The sequence below is a fragment of the Mesorhizobium sp. WSM4306 genome (assembly GCF_007003975.1).
In the GTDB taxonomy this organism is placed as follows: domain Bacteria; phylum Pseudomonadota; class Alphaproteobacteria; order Rhizobiales; family Rhizobiaceae; genus Mesorhizobium.
Window position 1 is genome coordinate 40,577 of the sequence record NZ_VFTC01000018.1, and the last position, 22,055, is coordinate 62,631.

Annotated in this window: 16 protein-coding genes; 6 read left to right on the top strand and 10 right to left on the bottom strand. The window is 64.1% G+C overall.

The genetic code is table 11. From position 1 onward, the window contains the following. Positions 1 to 84 precede the first annotated feature (84 nt). The 7 genes from FJV77_RS20555 to FJV77_RS20585 form a co-directional block, all read right to left on the bottom strand. Entirely contained in the window at positions 85 to 399 is a 315-nt protein-coding gene (locus FJV77_RS20555; RefSeq protein WP_142868464.1) for a formate dehydrogenase subunit delta, read from the bottom strand. Next, positions 389 to 1,219 carry a formate dehydrogenase accessory sulfurtransferase FdhD gene (gene fdhD / locus FJV77_RS20560; RefSeq protein ID WP_142868465.1) on the bottom strand — a complete coding sequence of 277 codons (831 nt, stop codon included), beginning with the start codon at positions 1,217 to 1,219 and terminating at the stop codon, positions 389 to 391. The genes FJV77_RS20555 and fdhD overlap by 11 nt, the downstream gene beginning before the upstream one ends. Before the next feature lie 2 nt (positions 1,220 to 1,221). Continuing rightward, complete coding sequence (gene fdhF / locus FJV77_RS20565) at positions 1,222 to 4,134, bottom strand: formate dehydrogenase subunit alpha (RefSeq protein WP_142868466.1); 2,913 nt, start codon at positions 4,132 to 4,134, stop codon at positions 1,222 to 1,224. 10 nt (positions 4,135 to 4,144) lie between these two features. Continuing rightward, positions 4,145 to 5,701 (bottom strand): NADH-quinone oxidoreductase subunit NuoF, encoded by a 1,557-nt coding sequence (locus tag FJV77_RS20570; RefSeq protein ID WP_142868467.1) that lies wholly within the window; start codon positions 5,699 to 5,701, stop codon positions 4,145 to 4,147. After that, positions 5,698 to 6,177 carry a formate dehydrogenase subunit gamma gene (locus FJV77_RS20575; RefSeq protein WP_142868468.1) on the bottom strand — a complete coding sequence of 160 codons (480 nt, stop codon included), beginning with the start codon at positions 6,175 to 6,177 and terminating at the stop codon, positions 5,698 to 5,700. Before FJV77_RS20575 ends, FJV77_RS20570 begins: the two co-directional genes overlap by 4 nt. A gap of 135 nt (positions 6,178 to 6,312) precedes the next feature. Beyond that, entirely contained in the window at positions 6,313 to 7,212 is a 900-nt protein-coding gene (locus FJV77_RS20580) for a LysR family transcriptional regulator (RefSeq protein ID WP_142868469.1), read from the bottom strand. A gap of 61 nt (positions 7,213 to 7,273) precedes the next feature. Beyond that, positions 7,274 to 7,651 (bottom strand): VOC family protein, encoded by a 378-nt coding sequence (locus FJV77_RS20585; RefSeq protein ID WP_142868470.1) that lies wholly within the window; start codon positions 7,649 to 7,651, stop codon positions 7,274 to 7,276. A 180-nt stretch (positions 7,652 to 7,831) separates the two neighbouring features. On the opposite strand from FJV77_RS20585, the gene FJV77_RS20590 reads away from it, so the two are divergent. Continuing rightward, on the top strand, positions 7,832 to 9,007 hold the full coding sequence (locus FJV77_RS20590; protein WP_142868471.1) for an Mrp/NBP35 family ATP-binding protein: 1,176 nt from the start codon (positions 7,832 to 7,834) through the stop codon (positions 9,005 to 9,007). A 177-nt stretch (positions 9,008 to 9,184) separates the two neighbouring features. Here the strand turns inward: FJV77_RS20590 and FJV77_RS20595 are convergent, their stop codons facing one another. Then, complete coding sequence (locus FJV77_RS20595; protein ID WP_142868472.1) at positions 9,185 to 9,634, bottom strand: carbon monoxide dehydrogenase subunit G; 450 nt, start codon at positions 9,632 to 9,634, stop codon at positions 9,185 to 9,187. A 145-nt stretch (positions 9,635 to 9,779) separates the two neighbouring features. Between FJV77_RS20595 and FJV77_RS20600 the strand changes: the two genes are divergently transcribed. Then, positions 9,780 to 11,585 (top strand): IlvD/Edd family dehydratase, encoded by a 1,806-nt coding sequence (locus FJV77_RS20600; protein ID WP_142868473.1) that lies wholly within the window; start codon positions 9,780 to 9,782, stop codon positions 11,583 to 11,585. Between the two features lie 136 nt (positions 11,586 to 11,721). Further along, positions 11,722 to 12,120 (top strand): hypothetical protein, encoded by a 399-nt coding sequence (locus FJV77_RS20605; RefSeq protein WP_142868474.1) that lies wholly within the window; start codon positions 11,722 to 11,724, stop codon positions 12,118 to 12,120. Positions 12,121 to 12,136: 16 nt separating this feature from the next. Here the strand turns inward: FJV77_RS20605 and FJV77_RS20610 are convergent, their stop codons facing one another. Together FJV77_RS20610 and FJV77_RS20615 are read right to left on the bottom strand one after the other, a co-directional pair. After that, the gene (locus FJV77_RS20610) at positions 12,137 to 13,741 is read right to left on the bottom strand and encodes a trimethylamine methyltransferase family protein (protein WP_142868475.1); all 1,605 of its coding nucleotides are present in this window, start codon (positions 13,739 to 13,741) and stop codon (positions 12,137 to 12,139) included. Between the two features lie 218 nt (positions 13,742 to 13,959). Next, positions 13,960 to 15,453 carry a PLP-dependent aminotransferase family protein gene (locus tag FJV77_RS20615; RefSeq protein WP_142868476.1) on the bottom strand — a complete coding sequence of 498 codons (1,494 nt, stop codon included), beginning with the start codon at positions 15,451 to 15,453 and terminating at the stop codon, positions 13,960 to 13,962. A 436-nt stretch (positions 15,454 to 15,889) separates the two neighbouring features. On the opposite strand from FJV77_RS20615, the gene pgi reads away from it, so the two are divergent. The 3 genes from pgi to FJV77_RS20630 all read left to right on the top strand — a co-directional run bounded on the left by pgi (position 15,890) and on the right by FJV77_RS20630 (position 21,886). Continuing rightward, positions 15,890 to 17,497, top strand: coding sequence for a glucose-6-phosphate isomerase (pgi, locus tag FJV77_RS20620; RefSeq protein ID WP_246691316.1), 1,608 nt, complete (start codon positions 15,890 to 15,892; stop codon positions 17,495 to 17,497). Beyond that, entirely contained in the window at positions 17,494 to 18,225 is a 732-nt protein-coding gene (locus FJV77_RS20625) for an HAD family hydrolase (RefSeq protein WP_142868478.1), read from the top strand. The genes pgi and FJV77_RS20625 overlap by 4 nt, the downstream gene beginning before the upstream one ends. Positions 18,226 to 18,514: 289 nt before the next feature. Beyond that, positions 18,515 to 21,886, top strand: coding sequence for an adenylate/guanylate cyclase domain-containing protein (locus FJV77_RS20630; RefSeq protein WP_142868479.1), 3,372 nt, complete (start codon positions 18,515 to 18,517; stop codon positions 21,884 to 21,886). Positions 21,887 to 22,055: the final 169 nt, after the last annotated feature.

A 22,055-nucleotide genomic window follows, 5' to 3' on the forward strand; every position in this document is an offset into this window, starting at 1 on the left:
AACCGCATTCGCCCGGTTATTTCTGGCGCCCGGCTATTTCTGGCGCCCGGCTATTTCTGGCGCCCGGCTATTTCTAGCGATCGGCTATTTCTGGGGAGCTGCGCTCTCCGTACCCGTGGGTTGGACGTAGCCGATGCTCATATCGGCCTGCTCCGCGCTCTTTGGCCGCTTGATCCGGGCCGAGGCCTCGACGACGAGTTCGTCGAAATCTTCGCCGCCGCCGTCCAGCATCTCGAAGAACTGGCGCCGCATCCTCGGCTCCCAGAACTTGTTGATATGCTCGGCCACACCCACCACGCCCTCTTCGCGCGGCCTGGAATGGAAGAAGGCGGCGATCTGATTGGCCATCCGCACCAGCTTTTCCCTGGTGCTCGTGATGTGGTCTTCGTCATGCGACATGCTGGGCAACTCCCAAGACCACCCGTTCCGGGTGGGTGAAAACATCGAAATCGTCGCCGCGCACCAGCGCCACCAGCGTCATGCCGGCCTCATCAGCGGTATGGATGGCAAGCGCGGTCGGCGCCGACACGGCCATGATGAAGGAAGAGCCGATGGCCGCCGTCTTCTGCACCATCTCGACCGAAACGCGGCTGGTCACGACGACAGCACCGGAGGCACCGTAAATGCCGGCCTTCGCCAGCGCGCCGGCCAGCTTGTCCAGCGCATTGTGGCGGCCGACATCCTCGCGCGCCATGACGATGCCTTTGCCCGGTACATAGAAGCCCGCAGCGTGCACGGCGCCGGTTTCCGAATGCAGAGGCTGCACCTTCGACAGCAGCCTGACCGAACGAACAATGTCATCGGCTTCAAGCGTAAGCTTGGACGCACCGACCTTGTCGACCGAGCGCATCGCTTCTTCAATGGACTCGATGCCGCACAACCCGCAGCCGACCGGTCCTGCCAAGCGCCTGCGCCGCGCCTCGAAGCGGGTGTTGGCTTGGTCCTTGAGCCGGATCTGGATGTCGATGCCGGCGCCGTGGTCCTCGACCTCGATCGCCTCGATCTCCCGGGGATCTGCGATGATGCCTTCGGTCAGCGAGAAGCCGAGCGCGAAATCCTCGAAATCGGCCGGGCTCGCCATCATCACCGCATGGGTGGTGCCAGCAAAGGAGAACGCCACCGGCGTCTCCTCCGGCACCATTCGGTTGGCCGAGGTCGTGCCGCTGGCGCGGTGCGCCAGCCGCGAGGTCTGCGTCGTCGCTTTGCGGCGCGCGGCCAAGACTACTCGGCCGCCTGCAGCCGAGCGATGCGGCGGCTCTGCTCGGCTTGCTCGTTGTAGTCGCGCTGCCAGTCCGAAGGCCCGTTCGACGCGCCGACCTGCACCGCGGTCACCTTGTACTCCGGACAATTGGTCGCCCAGTCGGAGAAGTCGGTGGTGATGACGTTGGCCTGCGTGTCCGGATGGTGGAACGTAGTGTAGACCACACCCGGCGACACGCGGTCGGTGATCAGCGCACGCAGCGTCGTCTCACCCGAGCGGCTGGTCAACCGCACCCAGTCGCCATCGCGCAGGCCGCGGTTCTCGGCGTCGTGCGGATGGATTTCCAACCGGTCTTCCGAGTGCCACATGACGTTTTCGGTACGCCTTGTCTGTGCACCGACATTGTACTGGCTGAGGATGCGGCCGGTGGTCAGCAGCAACGGGAAACGCGGCCCGGTCCGCTCGTCGGTCGCCACATACTCGGTGCGGATGAATTTGCCCTTGCCGCGCACGAAGCCGTCGATATGCATAATCGGCGTGCCGAGCGGGGCCTTCTCGTTGCAGGGCCATTGCACCGATCCGACACGGTCGAGCAGATCGAAGGAGACGCCGGCGAAGCTTGGCGTCGTCTTGGCGATCTCGTCCATGATCTCGGAGGGATGCTGGTAGTTCCAGTCAAGCCCGATCGCACGGGCAAGCTCCTGCGTCGCTTCCCAGTCCGCGTACCGCGCATTCGGCTCCAGGACCTTGCGCACCATGTTGATGCGGCGCTCGGCATTGGTGAAGGTGCCGTCCTTCTCCAGGAAGGTCGAGCCCGGCAGGAAGACATGCGCGTAGTTCGCTGTCTCGTTGAGGAACAGGTCGTGCACCACTACGCATTCCATCGCCGCCAGGCCGGCCGCGACATGCTTGGTGTCGGGGTCGGACTGCAGGATATCCTCGCCCTGGATGTAGATGCCTTTGAAGGAGCCGTCGACAGCGGCATCCAGCATGTTGGGGATGCGCAGGCCCGGTTCGTCGTCGAGCTTCACGCCCCACAAAGTCTCGTAGATGTCGCGCACCGCCTCGCCGGAGATGTGGCGGTAGCCCGGCAGTTCATGCGGGAACGAGCCCATGTCGCACGAGCCCTGCACATTGTTCTGGCCGCGCAGCGGGTTCACGCCGACGCCCGGGCGGCCGATATTGCCGGTCGCCATGGCAAGGTTGGCGATCGCCATAACCGTGGTCGAGCCCTGGCTGTGTTCGGTGACGCCGAGGCCGTAATAAATCGCGCCGTTGCCGCCCTTGGCATAAAGCCGCGCAGCACCCCGGATCAGCTCCGGGTCGACGCCGGACAGCTTGCCGACGGTCTCGGGGCTGTTCTCCGGCAAAGCGACGAAGGAGGCCCAGTCCTGGAACTCCGTCCAGTCGCAGCGTTCACGGATGAAGGCTTCGTCGAAAAGCCCTTCGGTGACGATGACATGTGCGAGCGACGTCAGCACCGCCACGTTGGTGCCGGGCTTCAGCGGCAGGTGGTAGTCGGCCTCGATATGCGGCGACTTGACCATTTCGGTACGGCGCGGATCGAGCACGATCAGCTTGGCGCCCTGGCGCAGGCGCTTCTTCAGCCGTGAAGCAAACACAGGATGCGCGGAAGCCGGATTGGCGCCGATGATGACGGCGACATCGGTGAAGTCGACGGAATCGAAATCCTGGGTGCCGGCCGAGGTGCCATAGGTCTGGCCGAGGCCGTAGCCGGTCGGCGAGTGGCAGACGCGGGCGCAGGTGTCGACATTGTTGTTTCGGAACCCTTGGCGCACCAGCTTCTGCACCAGATAGGTCTCCTCATTCGTGCAGCGCGAGGACGTGATACCGCCGATCGAGGTGCGTCCGTATTGATATTGGATACGGCGGAATTCCTTGGCGGTATGGGCGATCGCCTCTTCCCAGCTCACCTCGCGCCAGGGATCGCTGACCTTTTCCCGAATCATCGGCGACAGGATGCGGTCCTTGTGGGTCGCGTAGCCATAGGCGAAACGGCCCTTCACGCAGGAGTGGCCGTGGTTCGCCTTGCCGTCCTTGTAGGGCATCATGCGAATGACTTCGTCGCCCTTCACTTCGGCCTTGAAAGAGCAGCCGACGCCGCAATAGGCACAGGTGGTGACCGCGGAGCGCTCGGGCATGCCTTTCTCAAGCACGGTCTTTTCACGCAGCGCATCGGTCGGACAGGCCTGCACGCAGGCGCCGCAGGACACGCATTCGGAGGCGATGAAATCCTCATGCATGCCGGCGACCATGCGCGATTCGAAACCGCGGCCCTCGATCGTCAGCGCGAAGGTGCCTTGCACCTCCTCACAGGCCCGCACGCAGCGCGAGCAGACGATGCATTGCGCCGGATCATAGGTGAAATAAGGGTTGGACTCATCGCGGGCGATGTAGTCGACCGCCAGCGAGCCATGGCCCGGCGCCACGCCGTTTTCCTGCTTGACGTGGTTTCGGCCCTCGATGCCGAAGCGGTTCTCGGTCAGGCCGACCGACTTCGCCACAACGTCGAACTCGCTGGCGCCGGTACCGGCCTTCTCGTTCCAGCCGGTCGGATGGTCGGAGACGTAAAGCTCCATGACGCCGCGGCGGATGGCGTCGAGCCGCTCGGACTGCGTGCGCACCACCATGCCTTCGCCGACCGGCGTCGTGCAGGATGCCGGCGTGCCGCCGCGCCCTTCGATCTCAACGAGGCAAACGCGGCAGGAGCCGAACGAGTCCAACATGTCCGTGGCGCAGAGTTTTGGGATCTCGACCCCGCCTTCCATCGCCGCGCGCATGATCGACGTACCCTCCGGCACGCTGATGCTGCGGCCGTCGACGATCAGCGTGACTTGCTTTTGCGCCTTCGATTCCGGGGTTCCGTAGTCGAGTTCTTCGATGAGTGTCGGGAAGTCGGCCTTGATATTCATCCGCCAGCTCCTATTCAGCAGCCACGCGCGCCGGCGCGGGCTTGAAATCTTCGGGGAAGTGGGTGATCGAGCTCATCACCGGGTAGGGCGTGAAGCCGCCCAGCGCGCAGAGCGATCCGAACTTCATCGTGTTGCAGAGATCGGTGACCAGAGCCAGATTCTTTTCCGGCTCGATGCCGGCGGCAAGCCTGTCGATGGTCTCCACCCCACGTGTCGAGCCTATGCGGCAGGGCGTGCACTTGCCGCAGCTTTCGATGGCGCAGAATTCCATGGCGAAGCGCGCCTGCTTCAGCATGTCGGCCGTATCGTCGAACACGGTGATGCCGGCATGGCCGATCAGCCCGTCACGCTTCGCAAACTCTTCGTAGTCGAACGGCGTGTCGAACAGCGCGCGCGGGAAATAGGCACCGAGCGGGCCGCCGACCTGCACTGCCTTCACCGGCCGGCCAGTCGCTGTGCCGCCGCCGATGTCGTCGACGATTTCGCCGAGCGTCAGGCCGAAAGCAGTTTCGAACAGGCCACCCTGCTTGACGTTGCCGGCAATCTGGATCGGGATGGTGCCGCGCGAGCGGCCCATGCCGAAATCCTTGTAGAAGGCGGCACCCTTGTCCATGATGATCGGCACCGAAGCCAGCGAGATGACGTTGTTGATCACCGTCGGCTTGCCGAACAATCCCTGGATCGCCGGCAGCGGTGGCTTGGCGCGCACCACACCGCGCTTGCCTTCAAGGCTGTTCAGCAGCGAAGTTTCCTCGCCGCAGACATAGGCGCCGGCGCCGACCCGGATTTCCATGTCGAAGGCGTTGGGCGAACCCAGCACGTTGACGCCCAGCACGCCTGCCTTGCGGGCGACCTCGACAGCCTTGTTCATGACAGCCACCGCATGCGGATATTCCGAGCGGATATAGACGAAGCCTTTGGTTGCGCCCGTGGCGATGCCGGCAATCGTCATGCCTTCGATGAGCACGAAGGGGTCGCCCTCCATGATCATGCGGTCGGCAAAGGTGGCGCTGTCGCCTTCGTCGGCGTTGCAAACGATGTATTTGCGCTCGCCGGCGGTATCAAGCACCGTCTTCCACTTGATGCCGGTCAGGAAGCCAGCGCCGCCGCGACCGCGCAAGCCCGATTCCGTGACCTGTTTGACGATGTCGAGCGGCGCCATAGCCACCGCGTTCTGCAGGCCCTTCAGTCCGCCGAGCGACTTGTAGGCGTCGAGCGACAGCGGGTCGTTGATGCCGCAACGCGCGAAGGTCAGGCGCGTCTGCTTGGCCAGGAACGGGATCTTGTCTGGCGCGCCCAGCCAGCGCTTGTGATGGCCACCCTTGAGGAAGCCGCTGTCGAACAGGCTCTTGACATCGGAAGGCTTCACCGGCCCGTAAGCGACGCGGCCCTCGGCGGTCGCGACCTCGACCATCGGTTCGAGGAAATAGGCGCCGCGCGAGCCGTTGCGCACGATCTTGGCCTCGATGCCCCGTTCGGCCAGTTCCGCACGAATCGCCTTGGCGACCTTTTCGGCGCCGAGCGCCAGCGCGCCGGAGTCACCTGGAATGTAGATGCGCGGGATCATGAGCGTACCTCCGCGACGATCTCTTCGATCTTCTCGTCATCGAGCCGCCCGATCACCTCACCATCCAGCATCGCCGACGGTGAACAGGCGCAAAGCCCGAGGCAATAGACAGGCTCAAGTGTAACCGATCCGTCGCGGGTGGTCTCATGGAAATCGATGCCGAGCAGCTGCTTGACCTTTGCGGCGATCGCATCCGAACCCATCGACTGGCAGGCTTCCGCCTGGCAGAGCTTGAGCACGTGCCGGCCGGCCGGGCTGGCGCGAAAATCATGATAGAAGGTCACGACACCGTGCACCTCGGCCCTCGACAGGTTCAACCCATCGGCGATGACCGGCACGGCGTCCTGCGGTACGTGGCCAAATTCTTCCTGGATGCCGTGGAGGATCGGCAGCAGTGGACCCTCGAGGTCCTTCAGCTCCTGGATGATCGCGGCCGTGCGCGACTGGATCTCGGTACTTGCAGGCTGCATCGTCATGCAGCGCCCTCCCTGGTCGATAGCGGTCTCGCGCTAAGTGCTTACGAAATCAGAGGAAACCCCCGAAATCAATAAAGCTGATCCGTTGCTTGATAGAAATTTTCTATCGAAACCCGTCAGCCTGCATTGTCTAGCCTAGCGGTGGTTGCGGAAATCGTCTGCCAGCGCCATCGCCTCGTCCAGCAGCGCCTGCACCAGCGGCGTGTGCGGCTCGCGCGGCGCGGCCACCAGCCCGACGGTGTGCCTGGCATCCGGCTCGACGATCGGGATGGCCCGGATCGGCTCGGAAAAGCCGAATGTTTCCGCAAGGTTGAGCGGCATGATCGACGACCATTTGCCGGTCCTTATATGCGAGAACAGCACGATCATTGAATTGGATTCCAGCGTGGGCCGCATCTCGACGCCGGCCTCGGCCAGATGCTGGTCGATGATGCGGCGGTTCTGCATGTCCGGCGTCAACAGGCAGAGCGGCAGCTGGCTGAGTTCGGCCCACGTCACTTTGTCGCGGTCGGAGTACGGATTTCCGACAGCGGTGATCAGCTGGTAGCGCTCGTCATAGAGCGGCACGCTGATGACGCGGCCGAGCGGCTCGTTGTCGAGGTAGGTGATGCCGGCATCGACGTCGAAATTGCCAAGCAGCGACAGCACCTCGATCGAGGTGCGCGACAGGATCGAGAAGGTGACGCCGGGGTGCTTTGCCCGGAATGGCGTCGTCAGCCGCGCCACCATCGCCAAAGCGGTGGGGATCGCCGCGATGCGGATGCGCCCCGAAAGGCCGTGGCGTGCCGCCCGCATCTCTTCCTTCATGGCACGGCTGTCGCCGACGATGCGGCGCGCCCACGCCAGCACCTGCTTGCCTTCCGGCGTCAGCCCCTGGAAGCGCGAGCCGCGCAGCACCAGCATAACGCCGAGCTGCTCCTCCAGCTGCTTGATCGCCGCCGAAAGCGTCGGCTGGGTGACGCCGCACACATCAGCCGCGCGACCGAAATGCTCCTCCTTGGCCAGCGCGATGAAGAATTCCAGCTTGTCGATCATTGGCGCAAGCTAGCCGGTGCCGGGCACGGGCGCCAGACGGCGTGAGCGCCGGGAATGCGGGCTATCGGTCCACCAGGTTCAGGATGTTGCCGTCCGGGTCCTTGAACCACGCGACTTTCATATCGTGGCCGACATGGACATCATCGACGATCGTCAGGCCCGGCATCTCGTAATGTTCGAAGGCGACGCCCTTCGATCTCAACGCCTTGACGATATTGCCGATCTCGTCGCCGACCATCCAGGTCACCGCCGTCGCTTTGTTGGTCCCGGCGAACTTCGAATGATAGACGTTGAGGCTGGTATCGCCGCTTTTGTAGACGATCAGTTCGCCACCTTCGCTGTGAACTTCCGTCAAACCCAGAATGTCTTCATAGAAAGCCCTCGCCCGGGCCAGATCCTTGACCGCGAGGTTGGCGGCTGCATTGCTGTTTGCGAGCATGATTGTCTCCTTCCCGGTTTGCGCCTTGATCCTCAAAATAGGGTCGCGCGGCCAGTTGGCGACCCGTCGCCTGTCGAGTGCCGGTTTCCGGGGCAGGTCGACGCAGCTGTTGCTCCACGCCTTGGTTCCGTTCGGAAACTGCATTATCTGAAGCGCAAGCCGCATAAGGAAAGAATTGTCATGTCCGTCACCAAGGAAATCGTCACCGAGCGTCTGAAGACGGTCAATGGGCCGGACTTCACCGGCAACATCGTCGACCTCGGCATGGTTTCGGAGATTTTCATCGCCGATTCAAAAGTGTTCTTCTCGATCACCGTTCCAGCTGCCCGTGCGCAGGAGATGGAGCCGCTGCGCGCCGCCGCCGAGCGCGTCGTCAAGGCGATTCCCGGTGTCGCCGGCGCCGTCGTCGCGCTGACGGCTGAAAGGAAGGGCGGCGGCATGGAGGCGCCGGTGCCGGCGCGCGCCGCGCCCAGGCCCGCACCGCCGGCTCCGCCAGTTGCGCCACGCGCGGCTCCGCACGCCCCGGCATCTCAAAGCTCGGGCAAGCGTGGCGTGCCCGGCATCGAGGCGATTATCGCGGTTGCGTCCGGCAAGGGCGGCGTCGGCAAGTCGACCACCGCCGTCAACATCGCGCTCGGGCTCGCCGCCAACGGTCTGCGCGTCGGCGTGCTCGATGCCGACATCTATGGCCCGTCCATGCCCAGGCTGCTCAACATCCATGGCCGGCCGCAGACGGTCGACGGCAAAATCCTGAAACCGATGGAGAATTACGGCCTCAAGGTGATGTCGATGGGCTTCCTCGTCGACGAGGAGACGCCAATGATCTGGCGCGGCCCGATGGTGATGTCGGCGCTGACGCAGATGCTGCGCGAAGTAGAATGGGGCCGGCTCGACGTGCTCGTCGTCGACATGCCGCCCGGCACCGGCGACGCCCAGCTGACCATGGCCCAGCAGGTGCCGCTGGCCGGCGCCGTCATCGTCTCGACGCCGCAGGATCTGGCCCTGATCGACGCCCGCAAGGGGTTGAACATGTTCAAGAAGGTCGACGTGCCGCTGCTCGGCATAGTCGAGAATATGAGCTATTTCGTCGCTCCCGATACCGGCAAGCGCTACGACATCTTTGGCCATGGCGGGGCGCGGCGCGAGGCCGAGCGCCTCGGCGTGACCTTCCTTGGCGAAGTGCCGCTGGAAATGGGCATTCGCGAAAGCTCGGATGAAGGCGCACCGGTGGTGGCGTCGAAGCCCGATAGCCCCGAGGCGAAGATCTATCGCGATATCGCGTCGAAGGTCTGGGAGCGGGTCAACGAAGAGCGCGGCGCGGTCGAAGCAGCGGTGCCGAGCATCATTTTCGAGTAGCGCTGATATCCCTCCCCCTTGAGGGGAGGGTGGCCCGAAGGGGCGGGTGGGGTCCGCGGTGAAGCGCTCGGGCGCTATTTCTTTATGAGTTCGAGGCAACCCAATTCAGGCTGAGGCAGCTGAGGCGACCCCCCCCCCCGCGCTTCGCGCGGCACCCTCCCCTCAAGGGGGAGGGATCTAGCCGCCCACCTTCTCCCCAAAATTCGAAAAGAACTGTCCCGCCAGTTTCTTCGACGTCGATTCGATGAGACGGCTGCCGAGCTGGGCGATCTTGCCGCCGACATCGGCCTTGGCGGCGTATTTCAGCACCGTCGCATCCGGCCCGTCGGCCGTCAGCGTCACGTCGGCGCCGCCCTTGGCGAAGCCGGCAATGCCGCCCTTGCCTTCGCCCTGTATGGTGTAGGCGTGCGGCGGCTTCAAATTCTTCAACGTCACCTCGCCGTTGAAGGTCGCCTTGATCGGGCCGATCTTCACCACGACCGTCGCCGCCATTTCGGTCGGCGATTTCATCTCCAGGTTCTGACACCCGGGAATGCTTTCCCGCAGCACGTCAGGATCGTTCAGCGCTTCCCAGACTTTCTGCAGGGCGGCGGCAATGCGTTCCTCGCCTTCGATCACCAAAGCCATCGATACCCTCCCGCGTTGCTCCGAAAAGGCCTAACTCAGGGTCCGACGCCTGTCTATCGCACCAAAGTCTGGGTGCGCTCGCGTGACCTCTTGCCTGCCACGGCGCGTTGCCATATCGATTTGTCTTACAAATACGGAGACCACGATGGCAGGCGCCCCCACCAAGAAGAAGAAATTTCGCTCGCAGGAGTGGTTCGACAATCCCGACAATCCGGGCATGACCGCGCTCTATCTCGAGCGATACCTGAATTACGGGCTGACGCGGGCCGAGCTGATGTCGGGCAAGCCGCTGATCGGCATCGCCCAGACCGGTTCGGATCTGTCGCCCTGTAATCGCCACCATATCGAACTGGCCAAGCGCGTGCGCGAAGGCATCGTCTCGATGGGCGGCATCCCCTTCGAATTCCCTTGCCATCCGATCCAGGAGACCGGCAAGCGCCCGACGGCAGCCCTTGACCGCAACCTTGCCTATCTCAGCCTGGTCGAGGTGCTCTACGGCTATCCGCTCGACGGCGTCGTGCTCACCATCGGTTGCGACAAGACCACGCCGGCGCTTTTGATGGCGGCCGCCACCGTCAACATTCCGGCAATCGCGCTCTCGGTCGGCCCGATGCTCAATGGCTGGCACAAGGGCAAGCGCACGGGGTCCGGCACCATCGTCTGGGAATCGCGTCAGCGCCTCTCGGCCGGCGAGATCGACTATGACGAGTTCATGGACATCGTTGCCTCCTCGGCGCCGTCGACCGGCTATTGCAATACCATGGGCACCGCCACCACGATGAATTCGCTGGCCGAGGCGCTCGGCATGCAACTGCCGGGTTCGGCCGCCATTCCGGCGCCATACCGCGAACGTGGCCAGATTTCCTACGAGACAGGCAAGCGCATCGTCGAGATGGTGCATGAGGATCTGAAGCCCTCCGACATCATGACGCGTCAGGCGTTCGAGAATGCTATCGTCGTCAATTCGGCGATAGGCGGCTCGACCAATGCGCCGATCCATCTCAATGCGATCGCCCGCCATCTCGGCGTGCCGCTCAACAATGACGACTGGCAGAAAATTGGCCTCAACGTGCCGCTGCTCGTCAATCTGCAGCCGACCGGCGAGTATCTCGGCGAGGACTACCACCATGCCGGTGGCGTGCCGGCGGTGATCGCCGAGTTGATGAAGGCCGGCGTGCTGCCGCATCCCGACGCCGTGACCGTGAATGGCAAATCGATCGGCGACAACTGCAAGGGTGTCGCCAACGAGAATTCCGACGTCATCCGCAGCGTCGACAAGCCGCTGAAAGTCAATGCCGGCTTCATCAACCTCAGCGGCAATCTGTTCGAGTCGGCGATCATGAAGACCAGCGGCATCTCGCCGGAATTCCGCGAACGCTATCTGTCCAACCCGAAGGACCCGGAAGCCTTTGAAGGTAATGCCATGGTCTTCGACGGGCCGGAAGACTATCACGCCCGAATCGACGATCCGGCGCAAGGCATCGACGAGCACACCATCCTGTTCATGCGTGGCGCCGGCCCGATCGGCTATCCCGGCGGCGCCGAAGTCGTCAACATGCAGCCGCCCGCCTATCTCATCAAGAAGGGCATCCACGCTCTGGCCTGCATCGGGGACGGCCGCCAGTCGGGCACATCGGGCTCGCCGTCGATCCTCAACGCCTCGCCGGAAGCCGCCATCGGCGGCGGCCTGGCACTCCTCAAGACCGGCGACCGCGTGCGCATCGACCTACGCAAAGGCACCGCCAACATCCTCGTCAGCGACGACGAGATCGCCAAGCGGCGCGCAGCACTGCAGGGCAATGGCGGCTTCCACTATCCGCAGCACCAGACGCCGTGGCAGGAGATCCAGCGCGGCATGGTTGACCAGTTCGACCAGGGAATGGTGCTCAAGCCGGCGGTGAAATACCAGGATGTGGCGCACACCAGGGGCGTGCCGAGGGACAATCACTGAGCAACGGTGCTTGGCAAAATCAAAGGCGGCTTGCCATCGGGCAGGCCGCCTTTTCTCTTGGCGGCGCTCTTGTATCGGTCGGACCGGACCTACAGATACGTCATCTTGAAGCGTCCTGCACAGGGATGAGACCATCATGGCAAAACGGCGCTCTTCCCTCGGTTTCCTCGGCATCTTCGGCCGCTCGGGTGATTTGCGGGAACTCGACAACGCGCTACGCGCGGCCGACCTTCATCCGGCGCTTGTTCCCGAGGGCGTGAAACTCACCATCGTCAATCTGATGAAAGACCATTGGCCGGACGAACCGCCCCCGGAGGCCTATCGGTCCGTGGCGCAGCTGTTCGGCTATTGTATCGCCGGGCCGCAAACATTCGAGCAGGCCAACGGGCCGGAGCGACGGCTGGACGCGGAGCGCCGCATCGAAGCAGCGCTTGAAACCGGCGACAGTCTGGATGCGCAGGTCGTGCTGATGGCGCTGCATGGCAAATTGATCAGCGCCGGGGTCGTCGAGCGATTTGGGCTAAGCGCGGACTGATTTCGTAAGGCTAGGCTTACCCACCCATGCCACTGCGCGGCAGCTTGATCATCTCGCCGAAGCGGGCGCGCAGTTTGTCGTCGAGCGGCTTCGGCACATGACGGGGAAAGCGCTCGGCCAGCACACGCTTCTTCTCGATGATCGCCCGCTGCAGGATGTCGGGCCGACCCTTCTCGTTCCATTCCTTCGGCGAAAAGCGGTCGCCGACGGCTGGATAGAAATACTCGGTCTGCATCAGCCGCAGCGTCTGCTCATTGCCGAGATAGTGGCCCGGGCCATTCAGGCAGACTTCAGTGATGGTGTCGATCGACAGCGCCTCATCGGTCACCTCGATGCCGCGCACGCAGCGCAGGCAGTGGCCCAGCATGTCGTTGTCGATGATCAGGCTTTCCAGGCAGAAGCCGAGCAGCGAGGCATGCATGCCGGCCGATTCATAGACGAGGTTGAGGCCGGCCAGGCCAGCCATCACATCGGTAATGCCTTTTTCATAGCCGGACTGGATGTCGGGCAGTTTCGAATCCGTCATGCCGGCGGCCGAACCGCCCGGCAGGTCGTAGAATTGCGCCATCTGCGCACAGGCCGAAGTCAGCACCGCCTGCTCGGCCGAACCGCCCGACATCGCACCGGTCCTAAGGTCGGAGACGAATGGCCATGTGCCGAAGATCGCCGGATGCCCCGGCTTGATGGCGTTGACATAGACGAGGCCGACCAGCACCTCGGCCACTGCCTGGACCACCGCGCCGGCAATCGCCGCCGGGGCGGTGGCGCCGGCCTGGCCGGCCGACAGCAAAAGAATCGGAATGCCGCCCTCGACGCAAGCCTCGAGCACGCCGCAGGCATCCTCGGCGAATTTCATCGGCGGCACGACGAAGCAGTTGGAGTTGGAGACGAAGGGCCGGGCGCGGAAATTCTCCTCGCCGCCGGCGATCGCATACAGCATTTCCAGCGCCGGCTGCACGTTCTCGCGCACTGTGAACGAGGTGCCGACATGCTTCGACGTTCCCATCACGCAGGCGTAGAGCGTGTTGAAGTCCATTTCGAGCGGATCGGGAATGTCGCGCGGCACCATCGGCCGCTGGAAGAAATGGATGTTGTCGAGCCCTTCGACAAGCCGGGCGGCGTCATAGATGTCCTGCACCAGCGACTCGCGGTATTCGCGCTTTTCGACATCGACCAGATGCACGGCGGCACCAGCCGTGCCGTAATGCACGCGTTTGCCCTGGATCAGCATGTCATGCCGGGGGTCCTGGCCGTGCAGCGTGAAATTCCGCGCCGCTTTCTTGATTGTGTCCAGCACGAGGCCGCGCGGGAAACGGACACGCCCGTCATCGCCATAGGTCGCGCCGACAGTGGTCAGCGCCTCGATGCAGGAGGGAATGGCATTGGCGAAGCCGACGGTCTCCATCAGCGTCAGCACCGCTTCATGGATGCGCTCCTTGTCATTCTGGCTCAGCGGCCCGTAGCTGCCGCCTTCAAGGCCGGCGCGCACCGGCCTGATGTCGTCGGCCAAGGGTGCAGCCCGCATCGCGCGGCGCGCTTCGCGCCCGCCGGATCGGCGCGAACGCTGGTCGGCTGACGCCTCTTTAAGAGCCTCATCCTGCTTCTCAACAGCCACTGACATGGGAGGCACTCCACCTTCATCTTGCGAAACCGGACGCGGTGGTTGGTCCACCGTCGGCCTGCTTCGTCCCTCTGTCAGCCGACTATGCCGCCGGTATTGGCACAGCCTATGGGCCAGCTACTATGGTCGAATATGCCAGAGAGCTAAAGCGGGGGGCGATGGCGCCAAGCGAAAGGGAGCCGGCTTGCGCCGGCTCCCTTCACAAATCAACCAATGTATTAGGCTGCTGCCGGCCTGCGTCCGGCCGCCGTCGCAAGCTCGCGAATGCCCGGCTCGATGTGCTGCAGGGCGATCGAGGAGATGCCCAACCGCATGAAACGCGACGGCTTTTCGGTGCGGTCGAAGAAGCGATCGCCGGGCTCGATAATAACGCTGCGCGACGCCGCGGCCTCGGCCAGCCCGCGCGAATCGGTGCCGCGCGGCCCTTCCAGCCAGAGCGATGTGCCGCCGGCCGAGTCGGTCGAACGCCACTCCGGCAGGAATGCGGAAATCGCATGGACCAGACGCTTGCGCCGCTCATCGAAGGCCGTCGACAGTCGACGCACCAGCGCCTCGTGATGGCCGAGCGACAGGAAGAGCGCTACGGCGCGCTGGTTGTTGGCCGGCGGATGCCTGAGCATGAAGCGGCGCAGCGCGCGCAGTTCGGAGATCAGCCCGGCGGAGGCGACGATGTAGCCAAGCCGCAGCCCCGGAGCCAGCGTCTTCGACATAGAGCCGACATAGACGACGCGGCCCGAGCGATCGAGACTCTTCAGCGCCTGCTGCGGCGCCTCGTCGAGAAGCTGGCTGTCATAGCCGTCCTCGATGATGATCTGGTTGTGGCGGTTGGCGCGCGCCAGCAGGTCCTGCCGCCGCTCCGCCGACAGCGGCACCATTGTCGGGCAATGGTGGCTCGGTGTGACGAAGACAAAGCCCGAATCTTGCGGGATAGACGAGGTAACGATGCCGGACTGGTCGACCGGGACTGGCTGGATATCGGCGCCCGCCAGCCGGAAGATCGAGCGGGCGTCGGGATAACCCGGGTCTTCCATCGCCACTTTCGAACCCTTGGTCATCAGCAGCGTCGCCAGCATATAGAGCGCGTTCTGCGCGCCGAGCGTGACGATGATCTCGTCCGGATTGGCGAAAATGCCGCGCCGCGGCAAGAGCCGCGCCTGGATCTGCTCGATCAGCAGCGGATCGTCGCGATCGACCATGTCGGAGGCCCAGTTACGGATCTCGAGCACCGCCAGCGCCATGCGGTTGCACTCGCGCCATTCGGCGGTCGGGAACAGCGCCGGGTCGAACTGGCCGTAGACGAAGGGGTAGGATGACTTGATCCAGTTGTCGTGCTTGGCCGGCGGCGGCATGTCGCTGGCGGCGATCTGTCGGCGCGCCTTCCAGTCGATCTCGTTCTGCTGGTCCGGCGCCTTCTGGTGCGGCTTGGCGGGGGTGGCCAGCACATCGGGATTGACGAAATGGCCGCGCCGTTCGCGCGCCACCAGGAAACCCTGGTCTACCAATTGCTGGAACGCCAGCACCACGGTGCCGCGCGCGACGCCGAGTTTTTCTGCCAGGATGCGGCAGGACGGAAGCGGCATAGAAGCGGCGATCTGCCGGTCGAGGATGGCGGCGACGATCGCCTGGCGGATCTGCGCCTGCAGGGTCTGACCCGATTCCGCCGAAATCCGGAACAGGCCGGACCATATGGCCGTGTCGTTACGCTGTGGCATGGAAGATGTTCCTCGATGGCCAAACTTTTTTGCTTGGCTGGACCAGCGGAAGGTAACCGTGGCACAAGGGGTTGCGCCAATCAATTTTTCTGATCGCTGGGATTTATGCCAGTGATCTATGCGCGACGCGAAGCGTCGTCGCATCGCTGGGATAATGCGGAGTGTCCATCCCCACGCGACGCCAGCGCGACGCGAAGCGTCGTCGCGTGGCGTTTTCCCGGGTGACGCTTGCGTTCATCCCGCCAGCGCGACGCGCAGCGTCGTCGCGCCACCCCGCTATGTTGCACTGCGTCATCCCCACGCATTGAAAGAAATGGAATTCGGCTCAATAACTCCAGCGCGACACGCGCCGGAAACATCCGGTCTGATAAGATGTCATGAAAAGTATCAGGAGCCGGCAGTGGATCATTCCTCCTTCGACAAACAGCTTGTCGCCTTGCATGCTGCGCGCGCGGCGGCATCGGGCACGATGCGCGAGGCTTTTGCCGCCGACCCCAAGCGCTTCGAGACATTCTCGGCCAGCGACGACGACCTTCTGCTCGACTGGTCGAAATGCGCGGTCGACCAGCACACCATGGAGCTGCTTGAAAAGCTCGCCGGCGCCGCCGACCTCGAAGGGCGCCGCGCGGCAATGTTTTCCGGCAAGAAGATCAACATCACCGAGGACCGCGCCGTGCTGCACACGGCGCTGCGCAACCTCTCGGGCAAGGGCGTCACCGTCGACGGCCAGGACGTCAAGGCGGATGTGCTTGCCGTGCTCGACGCCATGGGCGCCTTTGCCGACGCCATTCGCTCGGGTAAGGCCGCCGGCGCCACCGGCAAGAAGATCACCGACATCGTCAACATCGGCATTGGCGGCTCAGATCTCGGCCCGGCCATGGCGACGCTGGCGCTCGCCCCCTATCACGACGGCCCGCGCGCGCACTACGTCTCCAACATCGACGGCGCCCATATCCACGACACGCTGAAGGGCCTTTCCGCCGAAACCACCTTGTTCATCATTGCCTCGAAGACCTTCACCACGGTCGAGACGATGACCAATGCGCAGACGGCGCGTGACTGGGTGCAGAAGGCGCTGGGCAAGGAAGCCGTCGGCAAGCATTTTGCCGCCGTCTCGACCGCGCTCGACCTGGTGGCCAAATTCGGCATTGAGGCCGATCGCGTGTTCGGCTTCTGGGACTGGGTCGGCGGCCGCTATTCGCTGTGGGGCGCCATCGGCCTGCCGGTGATGATTGCCATCGGCCCGCGCAATTTCCGCGCCTTCCTCGATGGCGCGCATGAGATGGACGAGCACTTCCGCACCGCCCCCCTGCAGAAGAACCTGCCGGCGCTGCTGGGACTGGTCGGCTGGTGGCATCGCGTGATCTGCGGTTATCCGGCCCGTGCCGTCATCCCGTATGACCAGCGCCTGTCCAGGCTGCCGGCCTATTTGCAGCAGCTCGACATGGAATCGAACGGCAAGGGCGTCACCCTCGATGGCACGCCGGTGACGACGCCGACCGGGCCGCTGGTCTGGGGCGAGCCCGGCACCAATGGCCAGCACGCCTTCTTCCAGCTGTTGCACCAGGGCACCGATTTCATCCCGGTCGAGTTCCTCGCCGCCGCCGTCGGCCATGAGCCTGATCTCGAGCACCAGCACGATCTGCTGCTCGCCAATTGCCTGGCGCAGTCGGAAGCGTTGATGAAGGGCCGCACGCTCGAAGAGGCGCGCGCGCAGATGCTGGCCAAGGGCATGAAGCCGGCCGATGTCGACAGAATAGCCCCGCACCGCGTCTTCTCCGGCAATCGTCCGTCGGTGACCATCCTTTATCGCAAGCTCGATCCGCGCACTTTCGGCCGGCTGATCGCGCTCTACGAGCACCGCGTCTTCGTCGAAGGCACTTTGTTCAACATCAATTCGTTCGATCAGTGGGGCGTCGAACTCGGCAAGGAGCTGGCGACCGGCCTTTTGCCTGTCGTGGAAGGCAAGGAGAGCGCCGCCAAGCGCGACGCATCGACGGCCGGGCTGGTGGCGCGCGTCCAGCAGCTGCGGGGTGCGCAATGAAAAACCCGGCGGACATCAAAGGCATATTGTTCGACAAGGACGGCACGCTTGTCGATTTCAACGCGACCTGGCTCAGCATCGCCGATTTCATGGCCATGGACGCCGCCGAGGGCGATCGCTGGAAGGCCGACAGGCTGCTTTCGGCGGCAGGCTTCGATTTTGTCGCCAAGCGCTTCAAGCCGGATTCCATCTTCGCTTCCGGCACCAACATGGATGTCGTCGAACTGTGGTTCCCGCGCCTGTCCGACGAGGACCAGATGCTGGCCGTCGCCCGCTTCAACGAGATCACCTCCGTGCAGGGCTCATCGATGGCGGTGGCGCTGCCCGGCATCGTCGGGGCGCTGACGGCGCTGCACAAACGCACCTACCGGCTCGGCGTCGCCACCAATGATTCGACCGCCGGCGCGGAGAAGACCATGGTCACGCTCGGCGTCGCCCAGCTCTTCGACGCCGCCTATGGCTATGACGCGGTTGCCAATCCGAAACCGGCGCCCGACACCATCCTCGCCTTTTGCGACCTGACCGGGCTGAGGCCGACCGAGATCGCCATGGTCGGCGACAACCGCCACGACCTGGAGATGGCGCGAGCCGGCGGCTGCGGGCTGGCGATCGGCGTGCTCTCCGGCACCGGCACGCGGGAATCGCTGTCGGCGATCGCCGATGTCGTTCTGGATTCGGTTGCCGATCTGCCGGATTTTCTGTCGGCGCGGGTCAAGGAGACGGTCTGACGGGGGAGGCCTCGGCAAAACGGCACTTGCCGTCAATGGCCGAGATGGGGCCGACAGCGGAATGGCGGCTTCTGGCGTCCGAAGAACGATAGCGGACGTTCAGCTCAGCGCGAGCATCGTCCTGACCTGACCCTCTCCAGTCATTGGTCGACGCCGAACTCGATGTCGCGGATAGGATGAATGTTGCCATTCCCTGCGTCTGCCGCGGCGGCAGCAGCGCAACGCCGGGAGGGGTTCCGCCGTGCGCCCGCGTAGTGCTAAGCTTGTCTCAGCCTGCACGGAGGGTGTCATGGACATTGCCGCTTGGCTCTCGAGCCTTGGGCTCGGCAAATATGCCACAGCCTTCGCCAAGAACGAGATCACGCCCGAAGTGCTCCCGCATCTGTTGGATGAGGACCTCAAAGCGCTGGGGCTGCCGATAGGCCCGAGGAAGCTCGTGTTGGCCGCGATCGCGGAGCTTGGCAAGCCCGATATGCGGGGTCCCAATCCGGCGGCCGGGTCAACGCCCCGCCCGGAGCCAGAACGTCGCCAGTTGACGGTGATGTTTGTCGATCTGGTTGGATCGACCGCATTGTCAGGTCGGCTGGACCCGGAAGAGATGGGGGAAGTGATCCGGAAGTACCAGAACGCGGTGGCCGCAGAAATCACGCGTGTGGATGGCCATGTGGCGAAGTTCATGGGGGATGGGATCCTAGCCTATTTCGGGTGGCCTCGGGCCCACGAGAACGAAGCCGAGCGGGCGGTGCGGGCCGGGCTCGCCATTGCCGGCGCGGTCGCCAAGCTGGCGACCCCCGCGAAAGAGCCACTGGGCGTGCGTGTCGGCATTGCCACGGGTCTGGTGATGGTAGGCGACTTGGTCGGCGAAGGTGCAGCGCAGGAGGAGGCGGTGGTCGGCGAGACGCCGAACCTCGCAGCCCGGCTGCAGCAGGCCGCAGGGCCGGACCAGGTTGTGATTTCGGAAACCACCCGGCACCTCGTCGGAGGGATTTTCGACCTGGAGGACCTGGGAAGGCAGCCGATCAAGGGGATCGGCCCCTCGGTAGCCCTCTGGCGGGTCCACGGCATCGGGCGCAGTGAAAGTCGGTTCGAGGGACTTCACGGCACGATGCTCACGCCGTTCGTCGGCCGAGGCCGCGAGATCGATCTGCTGCTCGAACGCTGGGGGCGGGTCAGGCGAACGATGGGCCAGTGTGTCCTCGTAACCGGGGAGCCCGGGATCGGAAAATCGCGACTGGTGCGCTTTCTCGGGGATCGACTGAGAGGGGACCGGCTCCAGGAAATCCATTTCGACGCCTCGCCGTACTACGCGAACTCGGCGCTACGGCCCGTCATCTCTGAAATCCGGCGCTCCGCAGAGTTTGCAAGCATTGACCCGGACGAAACACAGCTCAGGAAGCTCGAGCATCTTCTGGGAAGGGCTTTGTCCGATACCAGCGGCGCCATCCCTGTCATCGCCGATCTGCTCGGCGTTCGAACCGGCGAGCAGCATTCGTTACGTGATCTGACCCCTCAGCACAGGAAGGCCATGACGTTTGCAGCGCTGCTGAACTGGGTTGAGGGGCTCGCGACCCGGCATCCGCTGCTCGTGGTCGTCGAGGACGCACAATGGCTCGACCCGACGACGCTGGAACTGGTCGATCGGATCAACGATCGGATCGCCCAATTGCCGGTGCTGCTGCTCGTCACTTTCCGGCCGGAGTTCAAGCCGGCCTGGAGCGGCGCACACGTTGACTGGATCGTGCTCGAACGGCTCGATCCGATTGAGGCGGCCGCAGTGGCCGAGGCCGTTGCGGGCAAGCGTCTTCCGCAGGAAGTCTTGAACGAGATCGTCGCGCACACCGACGGCATTCCGCTGTTCATCGAGGAATTGACCAAGGCGATGCGCGATCTCAACGTCCTTGTCGACGCAGGAGATCACTTCGACCTTTTGGGATCTCTGCCTGCAGTCACGGTTCCCGTGACACTTCAGGACGCGCTGATGGCTCGGCTCGACCGCCTGCCGCCCTCCGCAAGGCATGCCGCGCAAGTCGGTGCCGTGATTGGGCGGGAGTTCGATCGTGCGCTGCTGGCGAGCGTGAGCGACATGCCTGCCGGTGAACTGGAGACGGCGCTCTCGGAACTGATCGGAGCCGAGCTAATTTTGAGCGGCGGCACCGCGGCCAGCCCGGCACACATCTTCAAGCACGCTCTCATTCAGGACGCCGCCTACGGATCGCTCCTCAAAAGGCGCCGCCGGGAACTGCACGGCGCGATTGCCGACGCGCTGGTCAACAGATTCAAGGACACAGCCACAGCTCATCCCGAACTCATCGCCGGCCACTACGGCAGGGCCGGGCTCGTCGGGAAGGCAGTGCCATATTATCAGGCTGCGGCACGCACGGCGATCATGCGCTCGGCGACAAGGGAAGCGCTGGACCAGCTTGATAACGGTCTCTCGCTTCTCGAAACGCTGCCGGAAGGCTTAGAGCGCAACCGATTTGAACTCGGGCTCCGCCTTGCGCTCGGGGATGCGCTCCGGGCGGCTAGGGGCACGGCGGCGGTCGAAACGGGCACCGCTTATGCTCGCGCCCGATTCCTGGCAGGGCAAACGGGAGCGGAGCACGAGAACCTCCGGGCCAGCTACGGCGAGTTTCTCTGTTACTACAATCGCGCGGAGCTCGACCGCGCGCGCGAAGCCGCCAACGAGCTAATGCGCGCGGCGGCGCGCGCATACGGCGAGGGTGGCCCAATCGGAGTGGACGCAGCCGGATTCGTTGCCCTTTGGATGGGCGATTTTGCCACCGCACGCTCTTTCCTGGAGCAGCGGGTCTCGACAAGGGCACTTGACCTGGATCCTCTGCTCGGTGCCGACATCGCCGACGCCGGACCGAACCTCTACCTTGCCCGGACGCTGCTCATTCTGGGCTACCCCGAGCTGGGGTACCGGCGGTGCCGGCAGGGTCTGGAAACCGCGGAGAAAACGCGCCAGCCCTTCGCGATCGTGTTGGCTCTCGCCAACACCTGCGTCTACTACCACTTGTGCAAAGACTGGCTCGCCCTTCGGCGCGACAGCGAGCGCCTGATTGCTCTCGCGTCCGAAAAGGCCATGCCTGCGATGTTGAACAAGGGACGGGGCTTTCGAGCTGCCGCACTCATCGCTGAAGGAAATGCAACCGAAGGCCTCGAGACCCTCAAATCCTGCTACGAGCACGACGTGAACGCCGGTTACCTGGTGATGATGCCGTACTACGAGTCCATTCTGGCTGAGGCTTACCTTAGTAGTGGCAGCGTTGAAGATGCGCGACGCGTGCTGGACGACGCGTTCGAGCGTGCGACTTCGACCGGCGAGCGTTGGTTTGATGCCGAGCTGTACCGACTGAAAGGGGAGTTTGCTTTGCGCGAGCCTGGTCGCGACGGCGACTTGGCGGCGGAATCTTTCGGCAAATCGGTAGAGACTGCCCGGGCGCAGGCCGCCAAATGGTGGGAGTTGCGAGCCGCGACGCAGCTCGCACGCCTGTGGGCAGAGCGAGGCGCCGGGGAGAAAGCCCACAGTTTTCTGACACCCGTTCGCGACTGGTTCACCGAGGGTTTCGAAACCGCCGACGTCAGAGAGGCCGAGGCCCTGCTCAGCGAGCTGGAGCGTGCTACGCTATATGACACGCCCTCGGCTCGGCGGGAATAGCCTTGGCCGTTAGTTGGTGGAAGGGGCAGCGCGTTCAACGGGCGCGGTCGCGCCAATTGCAGTCATTCCAGAACACGTTTGACTGGTGCTACCGGCGCGACCGCGACCTCCGGCCTGACCGCCGGTAATGTCCGCTATAAGGCGGTGGCAAGCCTGACTTCAACGGCCG